Genomic DNA, 14,453 nt, shown 5'->3' with positions numbered 1-14,453 from the left:
CCGGAGGCCGGGTGAGGGTGGATTTAAAAACCTCCCTCACCCCTGCCCCTCTCCCCTAAAGGGGCGAGGGGATATGGAATGGCAGCCCCTCTCCCCTAAAGGGGCGAGGGGATATGGAGTGGCTGCCCCTCCCCCTCGAGGGGGAGGGAACTTAATATTACGCGCTCGCCTCGCTGCCGGCGGGCTGCTTGGTGCCGTGGTCGATCCGGCGCATGCGGTCGGGGATGCTGTAGTCGACGGTCTCCGGATGGTGCTCGAAGATCGGGAAGTACTTCGCGATGAGCACGAAGAACAGGATGTGGGCGGCGATGATCCCGATGGTAACCAGCGACTCGATCAGCGACGGGGCGTAGATCATGTTGCCGGGCTGCTCCATCCCGAACATGGAGACGTTGAAGCGGTTCATCACCAGGCCGAAGATGACAAGACTGGCGGCTCGCAGCTGAAGCTTCTTGTCGGTCTTGATCTTCTTGGTGAAGTACATGCAGAGCGGGGTCACCACGCCCAGGCCGACTTCCAGCACGAACAGGGCCAAGAGCACCGGACGGTCGAAGAGCGGGCCGTTGGTGAGGAAGGCCAGGGCGGAGAACTTCACGCAGAGGTAGACGACCATGATCCAGGGGATGATCTTGGTCAGGGTCGCAAGAAGCTCCGACTCGTCCGGCTGCCCCATGTACTTGTGCACCAGGCTCGCCTCGAAGATGACGATGGAGAGGCCGGTGAAGATCGCCGAGAGCCAGAACTGCAGCGGCAGCAGCGGGTTGTACCACAGGCTGTGCAGCTTGTCGACCGCGATCAGGAAGAAGGTCCCCAGGGTGGACTGGTGCAGGGTGGAGATCATGGCCGCCAGGATGGCGAACGGGAGCTCCAGGGTACGGAGAAGCCTCAGCGGCAGGTGCCAGCCGAACTTCTCGGCCACCGGGTGGAGGAACTCCAGGGTGAGCACGGTGGTGTAGGCCATGACGCACATGGAGACCTCGAACATCGGGGAATGGATGTTCCAGTAGCGGAGCACGTTGATGCCGCGCTGCGGCTGGCCGAGGTCGAGGAGGAGGCCGACGCAGACGAGCGAATAGCCGAGGAAACCGGTCACGATGGCGGGACGGACCAGGGGCTCCAGCTTCTTGATGTGGAAGACGTGGGCCACGATGCCGATGGTGAAGGCGCCGGCAGCGAGCGGTACGGCGGTCACGACGTCGAAGGAGATCCAGAGTCCCCACGGATAGGTGTCGTTCAGGTTGGTGGTGACACCCAGGCCGAAGATGAAGCGGACCAGGGAGGCCAGGGCGCCCAGGCCCACGAGGACCATCATGAACTTGATGAACCGGTGGTACCCCTTGATTTCATTGATGACGATCTTGGCGGCGGTCATTGGTGGTCCTCCTTCCTGGTATCCTCCGGCCGCTTACCGGCGCAGAGTGCCTGCTCCTGTTCCTCCCTCGCGATCCGGTCTTTCCTTTGCTGGAACCAGGAGACCATGGAGAGGGTGCCCCCCACGCCCAGGAAGATCCCCGGGACGAAGCGGAGCGCCTGCCAGGTGTAGGAGGGGAGCGCACGCTTGGTGACCGGCTTGAAGCCGAGCTCGTCCAGCGGCTGGTGGGTCAGGTAGAGGACGCTGGTGCCGCCCGCCTCTTCCTTGCCGTAGATCGCCTTGTAGTAGCGGTCGGGGCGGTTGGCCAGGCGCTTCTCGGCTTCCTTGAGCATATCCTCCCGGGTGCCGTACGCTATGGCGGTCGGGCAGGCGGTGGCGCAGGCGGGCTTCATCCCTTCCTTCACCCTCGAGTAGCAGCCGGTGCATTTGCGGACCAGCGGGAAGGCCTTGCTCCACTCGTACTTGGGAACGCCGAACGGGCAGGCCATCATGCAGAAACGGCAGCCGATGCAGCGCTTGGAGTCGTAGACGACCGGCCCTTCGGCGGTCTTGTGGAAGGCGCCGACCGGGCAGACCGAGGCGCAGGCCGGGTCGTTGCAGTGCATGCACATCTCTTTGTAGAAGGCGAACTCGTTCTGGCCGTGCTTCTGGTAGTCCTTGAACTTGATCCTGGTGAAGGTGTACTCGCTCATGGCCGGCGGGTTCTGGTACCCTTCCCCGCTGAAGAAGTGGGTGGTCTCACCCTTCAGCTGGTTCCACTGCTTGCACGCCACCTGACAGCCGCGGCAGCCGGTGCATTTCGTGGTGTCGATCAGGAAGGTCTTGGTCTTGTTGAAATCGATCTTCTCGCTGCTCATCCCTTACGCCCCCCTTTCTCGATGTTGCACAGGAATGCCTTGAATTCGGGAATGGCGGTGTTGGCGCATCCCACGGTGGGGGTCAGGACGTTCGCGCTGTCCCCGGTGACCATGCCGGCGTAGCCGAAGTGCCACGGCATGCCGACCTGCTCCACCAGCTTTCCTTCCACATGGAGCGGCTTGAGGCGAGCGGTGACCAGGGCCACAGCCTCGATGGTGCCGCGCACGGTGACCACGCGGACCTTGTCGCCTTTCTTGATCCCCTTCTCTTTGGCGAGGGTCTCGCTGATCTCGACGAACATGTCGGGAACCAGCTCGGCGAGCCACGGGAGGCTCCGGGTCATGGCGCCTGCCTGCCAGTGCTCGGTCATCCGGTAGGTGGTGCCGATGTACGGGAACTTGCCGAGGTCGCTCGAGACGTTCTTGGGAACCGCGACCGCCGGGTTGTTCTGGCGGGTGGACATCTGGTTCTTGACCGGGCTCTCCATCGGCTCGTAGTGCTCGGGGAACGGGCCGTCCTTGAGGTCGAGCGCGTAGAGGCGCGCATGCCCTTCCGGCAGCATGATGAAGGGGTACTTCCCTTCCTTGGCATCGGACATCGGCGGCCAGGGACCGTCGGGCACGTCGCCCACCCACTTCTTCTCCAGCGCGTTCCAGGCGATGACCGGACGCTTCGGGTTGAACGGGGTGCCGTCCTTCTGTACCGAGGCGCGGTTGTAGATGATGCGGCGGTTGATCGGCCAGCACCAGGCCCATTTCGGGAACATCCCCAGCCCGGTCGGGTCGCTTGCGTCGCGGCGTGCCATCAGGTTCCCGTCCTTCGTGTAGGAGCCGGTGTAGATCCAGCACCCGGAGGTGGTGGAGCCGTCGTCGGCGAGGAACTTGAAGAGCGGCACCGGGTCGCCGGCCTTGAACTCCAGCACCTTGTCCTTGTCCTTGATGGTGGTGTCCTTAAGGAAGTAGCCGTTGATCTCCTTGGCCACCAGGTGGACGTCCGGCTCCTCGCCGTTGCCGTAGTTCCAGGCGAGCTTGGTGATCGGCTCCGGGAAGACCCCCTTGTCCTTCTTGTAGAGGGCGGAGACCCGCTTGTAGAACTGGTCGATGATCCAGAGGTCGCTCTTGGAATCCCCGACCGGCTCGACGGCGCGGTAACGCCACTGGGCCCAGCGGCCGGAGTTGGAAATGGAACCTTCCTTCTCTACCGAGGAGGCGGCCGGCAGCATGAAGACCTCGGTCTGGATGTCCTTCGGGTTCACCCCGGGGCGCTTCCAGAAGATGGAGGTCTCGGTCTCCCATAGATCGACGGTGACGAGCCACTTGAGCTTGCCGAGCGCGTCGCGGGCGGCACCCGAGTCAGGGCCGCCCATGGCGGGGTTCATCCCCATGCAGACGAGGCCTTCGAGCCCCCCCTTGCCCATCTTCTCCATGATCTTGCCGTAGGCATAGCTCCCCATCCTTTTCGGGAGGTAGGAGTAGCAGAAGTCGTTCTCCTTGGTGGCGTTGTCGCCGTACCAGGCCTTCAGGAGGCTGGTGATGTACTTCGGCGTATTCCCCCACCAGTTGGCGCTCTTGGGGTCCTTGGTCTTGGGAGTCCACTTCTCGTTGTAGGCCTTGAGATCGACGTTATCGAACTCGGGGGACTTCAGGTAGCCCGGCAAAAGGTGGAAGAGCAGACCGTAGTCGGTGGAACCCTGGACGTTGGACTCGCCCCTGAGGGCGTTGACCCCGCCGCCGGCGATGCCGATGTTGCCCAGGAGCATCTGCAGCATGGCCACCGCGCGGACGTTCTGGGTGCCGTGGGTTGACTGGGTGATCCCCATCGCGTAGAGGATGGTCCCCGACTTGTCGGCGCGCCCGGTTGAGCAGAAGGCCTGGACGGCCTTGAGGTACGCTTCCTTGGGGGTCCCGGTGATGTTGCAGACCGTGTCGACGTCGTAGCGGGAGTAATGCTTCTTCAGGAGCTGGTAGACGCAGCGCGGGTCCTTCATGCTCGGGTCGGTCTTGGGGTTCCCGGCGCCGTCGAGCTCGTAGGCCCACGCCTTCAGGTCGTAGCTCTTCTCCTGGTCGTCGAAGGCGCAGAAGAGACCGTCCTGGAAATCGTACTTGGCGTTGACGATGAACGCGGCGTTGGTGTAGTCGCGCACGTAATCGTGGTGGATCATGTCGTGCTTGAGCGCGTAGTTGATCATGCCGCCCAAAAAGGCGATGTCGGTGCCCGGACGGAGCTGGGCGTAGATGTCCGACTTGGAGGCGGAGCGGGTGTAGCGGGGATCCGCCACGATCACCTGGCCGCCGTTCTCCATCGCCTTCTCGATCCACTTGAACGAGATGGGATGGTTCTCGGCCGGGTTGCAGCCGATGATGAAGATGCAGTCACTGTTTTTCAGGTCAACCCAATGGTTGGTCATGGCACCACGACCGAACGAAGCCGCCAGACCGGCGACTGTGGAGGAGTGTCATAATCGGGCTTGATGTTCGAGCTGACCAATCCCCATGGCACGGGAGAACTTGGTCCAGAGGTAGCACTCCTCGTTGTCGAGGCCGGCGCCGCCGAAGAAGGCCATCCCTTCGGTGCGGTTCACCACGTACTCCTTGTTGTCCTTCTTGTTGAGCTCGGAGACCTTGAAGCTCTTGTCGCGGGTATCCTTCATCCGCTGGGCGATGGTGGCCAGCGCCCAGTCCCACGACTTCTCGACGAACTTGTCGGAGCCGGGGGCGCGGTACATCACCTTCTGCAGGCGGCGCTCGTTGTTGGCCACCTGGAAGAGCGAGCTCCCTTTCGAGCAGAGCGCACCCTCGTTGATCGGATGGTTGGGGTCACCCTCGATGTTGATGATCTTGCCGTTTTTGGTGTGGACCAGCAGGCCGCATCCAACCGCGCAATAGGGGCAGATGGTCGTACTCGACTTTACCCCTTTGATCCTGGTTTCCGGCGCGTCCGCACTCGCTTCGGCAGGGGTGTTGTTGAGCGCCACGGCACCTGCCGCGAAGGCTCCCCCCTTCAGAAACGCCCTTCTTGAAATTGCCATAAAATCTCCTTTTCCTTCCCTATTACAGGCTAATTGCCGTATGATGGTCCGGGTTTTGCCGGGGTGTATACAGCAACGGGTGTGCCACCGTTTACAGGAAGGTGGAGGAGATGGACCCGGGGCGGGTGAAACCGGCGCGATTGCTGGAAGTGGCGGGGATAGTGGTGTTTGCGGCCAATTATTAAAAGCCGGACGAAATTGTGCATTGCTGACGAGAGGTGCGTCATTCTGGCCGGGTTGTTGGTTACATCTAATCTTTCCCTCTGTATCCCCTCGCCCCTTTAGGGGAGAGGGGCGGGGGTGAGGGAGGTTTTAAAATCTACCCTCACCCGGCCTTCGGCCACCCTCTCCCCCAAAGGGGGCGAGGGGATATAAGAGGAAGCCTTCCAGCATGCCTCCTATCCGGAGGCGAGGGCATAACTCTCGTTGATAATTCCTTCTTGGCGAGGAGATGCATGGATACTAAACCGACGGTGCTGGTCTGCGACGACGAGGTCGAGATCCTCCGGTACCTGAAGAAGATTCTTTCGGCGGCCGGGGTGGAGGCGGGCATTTTCAGTTCCGGACAGTCGCTCCTGGACTACCTGGAGAAGACTCCGCCGGTGAGCTGCAACCTCATCCTGTTGGACGTAAAGATGCCCGACCTGGATGGGATCGAGATCCTGAAACGGGTGAAGAAGAGTTTTCCGGAGCTGCCGGTAGTGATCATGACCGCCTTCGGTTCGATCGGTGCGGCGGTGGAGGCGATAAAGCTCGGGGCGTACGACTACGTCCTGAAGCCGTTCCCGAAGGAAAAGGTGCTCGGCCTCATCGACAAGGTGATGGAGAGGGAGCGGCTTCTCAAGGAGAACACCGCCCTCAAGGAGGCACTCGGCCAGGGGATGGGAACCATCGTTTATTCCTCCCCGAACTTCGGCAAGGTCCTCGAACTCGCCCACCGGGTCGCGGCCAGCGAGGCAACCTCCCTCATCATCGGGGAGTCCGGGACCGGGAAGGAGCTGGTGGCCCGCCTCATCCACTACGAAAGCCCCAGGAAGGGGAAGCCCTTCGTGTCGCTTAACTGCGCCGCCCTTCCCGACAGCCTCCTCGAGAGCCAGCTCTTCGGCCACGTCCGCGGGGCCTTCACCGGCGCCCTCACCAACCACCGCGGCCTGCTCGACGAGGCGGACGGCGGGACGCTCTTTTTGGACGAGATCGGGGACATAAGCCCGGCCACCCAGGCGAAGCTTTTGCGGGTGCTCCAGGAGCGCGACTTCATCCCGGTGGGGGGTACCAAGCCGAAGTCGGTCGATATCCGGATCATCGCCGCCACCAACAAGGACCTGGAGTCGGAGGCCCGGCAGGGCAACTTCCGCGAGGACCTCTTCTTCCGCCTCAACGTCATTACCCTCCACCTCCCGCCGCTTCGCGAGCGCAAGGAGGACATCGCTCCCCTCGCCCGCCATTTCCTCAAGAAGTACGCGAAACGGATGGGCCGCGAGCTCACCGACTTCGCCCCCGAGGCTCTGAAGGTGATGGAATCCTACGATTGGCCGGGGAACGTCAGGGAGCTGCAAAACGCCGTGGAGCGCGCCACCATTCTCGCCCAGGGACACCTGGTTACCGCCGACGTGCTGCCGGGTTGGAAGCGGGAGTCGAGCGAGGAGCCGGCGCCGCAGGGGCGCATGGTGTCGCTGGAGAGCGTGGAGAAGGACCATATCCGCTTCGTCCTGAAGCAGACCGGCAACAACAAGAGCCGGGCCGCCCAGGTGCTCGGGATCGCCCGCCGCACGCTGGACCGCAAGATCGAGGAGTACCTGATCGAGACCCCAACCAGCTACCCCCGGGAGATCTGATCCAATGCCCCGCCGCCGCTTTTCCATCCGCGCCAAGATGACCATCGCCTCCCTGATCCCCCTTATCGAGGTGATCATCCTGGTCTCGTTGGCTGGCCTTTGGGCCGGTTACGAGAAGATCGCCACCCAGGCCCAGGAGAAGGTGCGTACCGACCTTAACTCCGCCCGCGAGGTGTATCGCAACCAATTGAAGCAGATGGCCGACCTGGTGGAGTATGCCGCCAGCACGCCGATCGCCGGTACCGCCATCGCCACCGGCAGTCAGCCGACCATGGCGGGACTGCTTGATCCGCTCAAGATACGGAACCAGCTTGACCTGCTGGCGGCAGTCGACCTCAAGGGGCACCCCCTCTACCGGGCCCACGCCTCCCGCTCCAAAGAGCCGGGGCGGTCGCTGCTGACGGCGGTCCGGATGGCCCTGGCGGGGAAAACCGTTTCCGGCACCGAGGTGGTTCCCGAGGAGGCCCTGATTGCCGAGGGGGGGGATCTCGCCCGGCGGGCGGTGATCGCCATCACCCCTACCCCGCATGCGCACCCCGAGCCCTCCCAGGTCGAGCGCTCCGGGATGATGCTGGTGTCGGCGGCGCCGGTCCGAAACGCCGCAGGCAAAGTCGTGGGGGCCATTTACGGCGGCATCCTCCTCAACAACAACAACGCCCTGGTGGACCGGATCAAGGAACTGGTCTACGAGGGGATACGCTACGATGCACAAGACCTCGGAAGCGCCACCCTTTTCATCGGGGGGACACGCATCGCCACCAACGTGCGAGACAGCGAGGGGAAGCGGGCCATCGGCACCCAGATCTCGGACGAGGTCTACCAGCGGGTGATCGGCGAGGGGAAGAAATGGGTGGGTAGGGCCTTCGTGGTCAACGACTGGTACCTGACCGCCTACGACCCCATCTTCGACATCAACGGTAAGGCGGTGGGGTCCCTCTACGTAGGGATGCTGGAGAGGCCGTACACCGCCTTGAAGCAGCAGGCGCTGATGATCTTCGCCGCGGTGCTGGCGCTCGGCACGCTGCTCGGGTTCCTGGTTTCTTCGTTCATAGCGGAGAGGCTTTCGCGCCCGATCAAGCAGCTGGAGACCTTCGCCCGCCGGGTCGCCGTGGGGGAGCGGGACCTCACCGTCCCGGTGCAGACTGCGGACGAGGTCGGGGACCTGGCGGCCGAGTTCAACGCCATGAGTGCCGCGCTCTCCCAGCGGGAGGCGGAGATCCAGACCCTGAACCGCAACCTCGAGCAGAAGGTGAAGGAGCGGACGGCGGAGCTGGAGGTAAAGAGCCGCCAGCTCTTGGCCGCCCACGAAGAGTTGGCCCGGGCCGAAAAGCTCGCCGACCTGGGCGTGGTGGCGGCCGGTGTCGCCCACGAGATGAACAACCCGCTGGCCATCATCCGCGGCAATACCGAGCTGCTCGACATGTACATCCCCGAGGGGGGAGAGGGGCGCGAGGAGGTCGAGGTGATCGTCAGCCAGATCGACCGGATGGCCAAGATCGTCTCCAACCTCCTCACCTTCGCACGCCAGCGGCCGATGAGGCTCGAAGAGGTGGTGATCCCGCGCCTTTTGGACGACATCGTGGAACAGGCCGGCCACCAGGTGGACCTGGGGCGGATCAAGGTGGAGCGCTCCTACGCGGATGACCTTCCTCCGCTGGCCGGGGACCCGGACAAGCTCAGGCAGGTCTTCATCAACCTCATCGTGAACGCGGTGCAGGCCATGCCGGAGGGCGGGGTGCTGACGCTGACCGCGAAGGCGACGGAGGACGGCGAGAGCTGCGAAGTGATGGTGGGAGACACCGGCAAGGGGATCAAGCCCGAGCACCTGGACAAACTGTTCACCCCGTTCTTCACCACCAAGGAGCAGGGGACCGGACTCGGCCTCTCGGTCTCCTACGGGATCGTCAAGGATCACAAGGGGACCATCAAGCCGCAGAGCGTGCTGGGAAAAGGGACCGTATTCCGGGTGATCCTGCCGACCCGAGGAGAAGTCGGAGAGTAGATCCCCGCGCGGTCCTGCCGCCCACCATTTATACCCTCTCCCTTGAAGGGGCGAGGGGTATATGGAGTGCGTTCCAAGCTTTTGACTTCTAGAAAAAAAGGCTGGCATTGGCGCGTGGGGCGTGGTAATGTGGGCGGCTCGCTGGAGTTGTCCACTTTTTTTGGACACCGGCCGTATTTTGGCTTGACACCTCCGGAATTCCGGTGGTATAAGTTCTACTTTCCGAAAAAACTCTCAAAGCTCTATTTATACATACTCGGAGGTGCAGTTTGGCAAATCATAAATCGGCAATCAAAAGGATCAAGCAGACCGCGAAAAGGACCGAGCGCAACAAGCACGACCGCTCCACCCTGCGCACCTTTATCAAGCGCGTCCGCGAAGCCGTGGCCGCTAAAGACCAGGCTGCCGCCCAGGCTGCCCTGGCTTCCGCTATCCCGGTCATCGACGGCGCAGCCACCAAGGGGATCATCCACTCCTCCAACGCTTCCAGGAACGTCTCCAGGCTGACCAAACTGGTCAACACCCTCGCCTAATTAGTCAGAGGGTAGGCATCAATCAAGAAAGGGGAACCCGTATTTCGGGCTCCCCTTTTTTGCGTCGTCTCGTCTCCCCTCCAAGGAGTAGGTTGCGTTGAGCAGCTTCACCGTGAAACGCAACAATTGCCATGATTGCCGGACAGCGTCGCGTTTCGTGCCTCAACGCGACCTACGGGTCTCCCGGCAGGAGAGAGGAAATGGATCTGAAGTGAGATGGGCTACCGCCGGCAGGCGTCGATGACGAAGCGCTCGAAGAGGGCGGCTTCCTGTCCGCCGGATTTGAAGGCCAGGTCGAGCTCGACCATCCCCTCGAAGACCTTCTTCAACTCGCGGGCCTGGTAATTTCTGGCCTGGGCGGTCACCTTCTGCAGGAAGTACGGGGCGATGCCGGCAGACTTCGCCAGCTCGGAGGACGGCACCTTCTTGTCCAAGAGGGCCCGGACCTGCCACAGCTGCCGGTAGTGCCTCGCCACCGCTCCCAGCACCCTCAGCGGGGCCTCCCCATCGGAGAGGATGGTGGTCAGCATCCTCAGCGCCGTCTTCAGATCCTTCATCCCCAAGGCGTCGGTGAACTCGAAGACGCTCTCCACCTTGGTGTCGGAAACGATGGCCTTCACGTCGGCCACCTCCACCACTTCCTTCTTCCCACAGTACAGACAGAGCTTCTCGATCTGGGAGACCAGCTCCTGCAGATGGGTCCCCACCAGGAAGGCCAAAAGCTCGGCTGCGGCCGGCTCGATCTTTTTGCCGAGCGCCTTCACCTCGTCCCGCACGAAGGGCCCCAGCTGCGACTCGTAGGGGCGCTTGAACTCGACAACCTCCCCCTTCTTCTTCAAGTCGGCGTAAAACTTCTTCCTGCCGTCGACCTTTTCCGCCTGCAGGATGAAACAGGTGGAAGGCGAGGGGTCCTGGATGTACCCCAGCAGGATCTCCATGGCGGCGGCGGAAAGGTCCCCCCCCTTCTTGATGAGCACCACGCGGCGCTCGGCGAACATGGGGAGGGTCTGGGCCACGCTGAAGACCTCGTCCCCTTTCACCTCGTTGCCGTAGAAGACGTTCAGGTTGAAGTCGCGGAAGCCCGGGTCGACGGTGCGGTCCATCAGCTTCTTCACCGCGCGCTCGACCAGGTAGGACTCTTCCCCGAATAAAAGATACAGCGGGGCGATCTCTCCCTTCTCCACGGCTCTGGCGAACTCTTCCGGCTTCATTGGGGTACCTCGGTCGGCAGCTTATTACTGATGGTGCAAAACAGTTCGTGAAGCAGGTAAAAGTACTTTTCTCGAATCAGGGTGTCTATCCGGCTCGCTATCGCTTCGTCGTGAATGCGCAGGGTCAGCTTACGGCTTTCCAGAGCAGCCAGCCAGTCCTGCTCTTGGCTCAGGAAACCTCTTTGGCAAGCAAGGCTGATCCCATGCCGAGGACTCTGCACAGAGGATCCCTCTGCTTCCCCGTAATCCTTGATCAACTTGCAGGACTGCTCCAAGCACCTCTCATAGAAGTTCACAAGTCCGGCACGCTCTATGACTGATGGGTTTTCGATGCCTACTGCTTGCTTCAGAAGGAGGCATGCTCGTTTGAAGTGAAGGAAGCGCTGCTGCCAACGAATGTCCAGATCGGTCATCGTCTCACCTCTAACAAAACACGCCCACCAGCCGATGCTGAATGGGCGGTAAAAAGAACCCCATCCTCACCCTGTCCCTCCCCTTGAAGGGGAGGGCACCCTGGTGGGGAGGAGTCAGTAGGCCTCGGTCAGCTTGCGCCAGATGTCCTGGGAGAGGAGGTGGCAGATGCGGGCGGCGGCTACTTCTTCGGCGTTTTGCTGCAGGGCGATGTTGGCGTTGACCGGGAAGGTCTGGTCCTCGGTCAGCTCCCCCTTCCAGAGCACCTTCTTGGTCTGCTGCTCCCTGAGGATCACCTGGGCGGTGATGACGGCCCGGTATTCCTTGATGGTGTCGAGCGCGGTGTAGGAAACCGGGGTGGTGCTGTAGCTGGTGATGGTCCCGGTCAGTTCGAGCTGGGCCCGGTCGGCCGGTAACACCTGCCCGCCGCTTCTCAGCGCCAGCTCGTCGATCAGGTCGCGGGCCAGCACACCCTCCAGTCCTGCCCGGTAGCTCTTGTTGGCGAAGAGGATGACGTTGACGCCGCGATCGGCGGCCAGCGGGCCGCGGCTGCCGACCACGTGATACCCGCAACCGGCGAGCAGGAGAAGCGCCAAGAGCGCTCCTCCCACCCACCTCCACGATAGCTTCATCATCGGGTGACGGATCACCTAGGCGGCCACGATGTTGACGAGCTTGCCGGGAACGTAGACCACCTTGCGGACGGTCTTCCCTTCCGTGAACGGCTTGACCTTCTCGTCGGCCAGGGCCATCGCCTTGACCTCTTCCTCGCCCAGGTCCGGGGCCACCATCAGCTTGCTCCGAAGCTTGCCGTTGACCTGGATGACCACGGTGATCTCCTCGTCGACGGCGGCCTCGGCGTCATACCCCGGCCAGCCGTACTTTTCGAGGTTCTCGGCGTGCCCGAGCTCGGTCCAGAGTTCGGCGGCGAAGTGCGGGACGAAAGGAGCCAGCATCCTTACCACCGATTCGACCGCCTCGCGGACGACGGCGGCGTTTTCCGGAGCCCCCTTCTTGTCGAAGGCCTGGATGGCGTTGACGAGCTCCATGACGGCGGCGATGGCGGTGTTGAAGTGGAAGCGGCCGTCGATATCCTCGGTCACCTTGCGGATGGTCTTGTGGACGGCGCGGCGGAGGTTCTTGGCCTCGCCGGAGAGCTCCTCCGGTTTCACATCGCCGGCATTCTTGAGGTACGGGAGCACCTCGAAGACCAGGCGCCAGACGCGGTTCAGGAAGCGGTAGCTCCCGTCCACACCCTGGTCGCTCCAGTCGAGGTCCTTCTCGGGGGGAGCGGCGAAGAGCGAGAAGAGACGGGCCGTATCGGCGCCGTAGCGATCGATCAGGGCGTTGGGGTCGACCACGTTCCCCTTGGACTTCGACATCTTCGCGCCGTCCTTGATCACCATCCCCTGGGTGAGGAGATTGGAGAACGGCTCGTCGACGTTGCAGTAGCCCAAGTCGCGCAGCACCTTGGTGAAGAAGCGGGCGTAGAGGAGGTGCAAGACGGCGTGCTCGATCCCGCCGATGTACTGGTCGACCGGCATCCAGGACTCCACCTTCTCGCGGTCCAGGGGACCGTTGGCGAAGCGGGGCGAGCAGTAGCGGAGGAAGTACCAGGAGGACTGCACGAAGGTGTCCATGGTGTCGGTCTCACGCCGGGCGGCGCCGCCGCACTGCGGGCAGGTGCAGTTCACGAAGCTCTCCACCTTGGCGAGCGGGTTGCCGCCCTCGCCGGTGAAGGCGGCGTCCATCGGGAGCACCACCGGGAGATCCTTGTCGGGGACCGGCACCACGCCGCAGATGTCGCAGTTGATGACCGGGATCGGGTTGCCCCAGTAGCGCTGGCGGGAGATACCCCAGTCACGCAGGCGGAAGTTGATGGTCTTCTTGCCGATCCCTTCCTTCTCCAGGAAGTCGGCGATGGCCTCCTTGGCGTCGGTGTTGGACATCCCGTCGAAGCGGCCGGAGTTGACCATGACGCCTTCGGTGGTGAAGGCCTCGGTCATGGTGGCGGGGTCGAGGTTCTCGCCTGCCGGGTTGATGACCACCTTCAAGGGGAGATCGTACTTCTTGGCGAACTCGAAGTCGCGCTGGTCGTGGGTCGGGACCGCCATGACCGCGCCGGTGCCGTAGTCCATCAGGACGAAGTTGGCGAGGTAGATCGGCATCTTCACGTTGGTGAGCGGGTTGATGCAGTAGGAGCCGGTGAAGACCCCTTCCTTCTCGAGGTCGTCGGCGCCCCGCTTGATCCGGTCGGTCTTCTTCACCTTGTCGATGAAGGCCTCCACCTCGGCCTGGCGGTCGGCGGTGGTGAGCTGCTGCGCCATCGGGTGCTCGGCGGCCAGCGACATGAAGGTGGCGCCGAAGAGGGTGTCCTGGCGGGTGGTGAAGACCCGGATGGAGGACATGCCGTTTTCCAGCGGGAAGTCCACTTCGCAACCGGTGGAGCGGCCGATCCAGTTACGCTGCATGGTGAGCACGCGCTCGGGCCAGCCGGTCAGCTTGTAGGTGTCGTCCAAAAGCTCCTGGGCGTAGTTGGTGATCCTGAAGGACCAGGAGTCGAGCTCCTTCGATTCGACGGTCGAGTCGCAGCGCCAGCAGCAGCCGTCCTCGACCTGCTCGTTGGCGAGCACGGTCTCGCACTTGGGGCACCAGTTGACGTTGGCGACCTTCTTGTAGGCGAGCCCCTTCTGGTACATCTCCAGGAAGATCTTCTGCTCCCACTTGTAGTAGTCGACGTGGCAGGTCGCGATCTCGCGCTCCCAGTCGTAGGAGAAACCCATGCGCTTCAACTGCCCGCGCATGTAGTCGATGTTCTCGTAGGTCCACTTGGCGGGGTGGCTCTTGTTCTGGATGGCGGCGTTCTCGGCGGGCATGCCGAAGGCGTCCCACCCCATCGGGTGCAGCACGTTGAAGCCCTGCATTCTCTTGAAGCGGGCGATGACGTCGCCGATGGAGTAGTTCCTCACGTGCCCCATGTGGATCTTGCCGGAGGGGTACGGGAACATCTCGAGGAGGTAATACTTCTTGCCGGGGGCACTCTCGTCGGCCTTGAAGCTCTTTTTATCCTCCCAGACTCCCTGCCATTTATCTTCAACAACTTTGGGGTTGTACTTTTCTTCCATGGAAACCACCTTCCGCGCGCCGGTCTCGACGCGTCTGTTGGATTTTAGAAAAACGAAGCGCCCCCCATCCTCACCCTG

The 14,453-nt window shown here is 62.6% G+C and carries 10 protein-coding genes; 3 read left to right on the top strand and 7 right to left on the bottom strand.

Annotated features, from left to right (window positions below; translation table 11 throughout):
- Nucleotides 1-157 precede the first annotated feature (157 nt).
- The 3 genes from nrfD to fdnG are packed head-to-tail and all read right to left on the bottom strand — an operon-like array spanning nt 158 to nt 5,258.
- Nucleotides 158-1,372 (bottom strand): polysulfide reductase NrfD family protein, encoded by a 1,215-nt coding sequence (nrfD, locus tag ACYVL5_RS18670; RefSeq protein ID WP_460597087.1) that lies wholly within the window; start codon nt 1,370-1,372, stop codon nt 158-160.
- Nucleotides 1,369-2,229: a 4Fe-4S dicluster domain-containing protein gene (locus tag ACYVL5_RS18665; protein WP_460597086.1), complete on the bottom strand. Its 861-nt coding sequence runs from the start codon at nt 2,227-2,229 to the stop codon at nt 1,369-1,371. Before ACYVL5_RS18665 ends, nrfD begins: the two co-directional genes overlap by 4 nt.
- On the bottom strand, nt 2,226-5,258 hold the full coding sequence (gene fdnG / locus ACYVL5_RS18660; RefSeq protein ID WP_460597085.1) for a molybdopterin-binding domain-containing protein: 3,033 nt from the start codon (nt 5,256-5,258) through the stop codon (nt 2,226-2,228). The genes ACYVL5_RS18665 and fdnG overlap by 4 nt, the downstream gene beginning before the upstream one ends.
- 455 nt (nt 5,259-5,713) lie before the next feature.
- On the opposite strand from fdnG, the gene ACYVL5_RS18655 reads away from it, so the two are divergent.
- From ACYVL5_RS18655 to rpsT, 3 genes are all read left to right on the top strand, one after another.
- Complete coding sequence (locus tag ACYVL5_RS18655) at nt 5,714-7,093, top strand: sigma-54-dependent transcriptional regulator (protein ID WP_460597084.1); 1,380 nt, start codon at nt 5,714-5,716, stop codon at nt 7,091-7,093.
- A gap of 4 nt (nt 7,094-7,097) precedes the next feature.
- Nucleotides 7,098-9,095 carry a cache domain-containing protein gene (locus ACYVL5_RS18650; protein ID WP_460597083.1) on the top strand — a complete coding sequence of 666 codons (1,998 nt, stop codon included), beginning with the start codon at nt 7,098-7,100 and terminating at the stop codon, nt 9,093-9,095.
- Between the two features lie 269 nt (nt 9,096-9,364).
- Nucleotides 9,365-9,628, top strand: a complete 264-nt coding sequence (gene rpsT, locus ACYVL5_RS18645; protein ID WP_460597082.1) for a 30S ribosomal protein S20 — start codon at nt 9,365-9,367, stop codon at nt 9,626-9,628.
- A 221-nt stretch (nt 9,629-9,849) separates the two neighbouring features.
- On the opposite strand, the gene holA is transcribed toward rpsT, so the two are convergent.
- The 4 genes from holA to leuS form a co-directional block, all read right to left on the bottom strand.
- Nucleotides 9,850-10,839, bottom strand: coding sequence for a DNA polymerase III subunit delta (gene holA, locus ACYVL5_RS18640; protein WP_460597081.1), 990 nt, complete (start codon nt 10,837-10,839; stop codon nt 9,850-9,852).
- Nucleotides 10,836-11,252 (bottom strand): nucleotidyltransferase substrate binding protein, encoded by a 417-nt coding sequence (locus ACYVL5_RS18635; RefSeq protein WP_460597080.1) that lies wholly within the window; start codon nt 11,250-11,252, stop codon nt 10,836-10,838. Before ACYVL5_RS18635 ends, holA begins: the two co-directional genes overlap by 4 nt.
- A 114-nt stretch (nt 11,253-11,366) precedes the next feature.
- Complete coding sequence (locus ACYVL5_RS18630) at nt 11,367-11,885, bottom strand: LptE family protein (RefSeq protein WP_460597079.1); 519 nt, start codon at nt 11,883-11,885, stop codon at nt 11,367-11,369.
- A 15-nt stretch (nt 11,886-11,900) separates the two neighbouring features.
- Nucleotides 11,901-14,375, bottom strand: a complete 2,475-nt coding sequence (gene leuS / locus ACYVL5_RS18625) for a leucine--tRNA ligase (RefSeq protein WP_460597078.1) — start codon at nt 14,373-14,375, stop codon at nt 11,901-11,903.
- Nucleotides 14,376-14,453 lie beyond the last annotated feature (78 nt).

Source organism: Geomonas sp. Red276 (assembly GCF_054784495.1).
The sequence above is the reverse complement of the archived record's forward strand: the minus strand, read 5'-3'. Positions and strand labels throughout refer to the sequence as shown.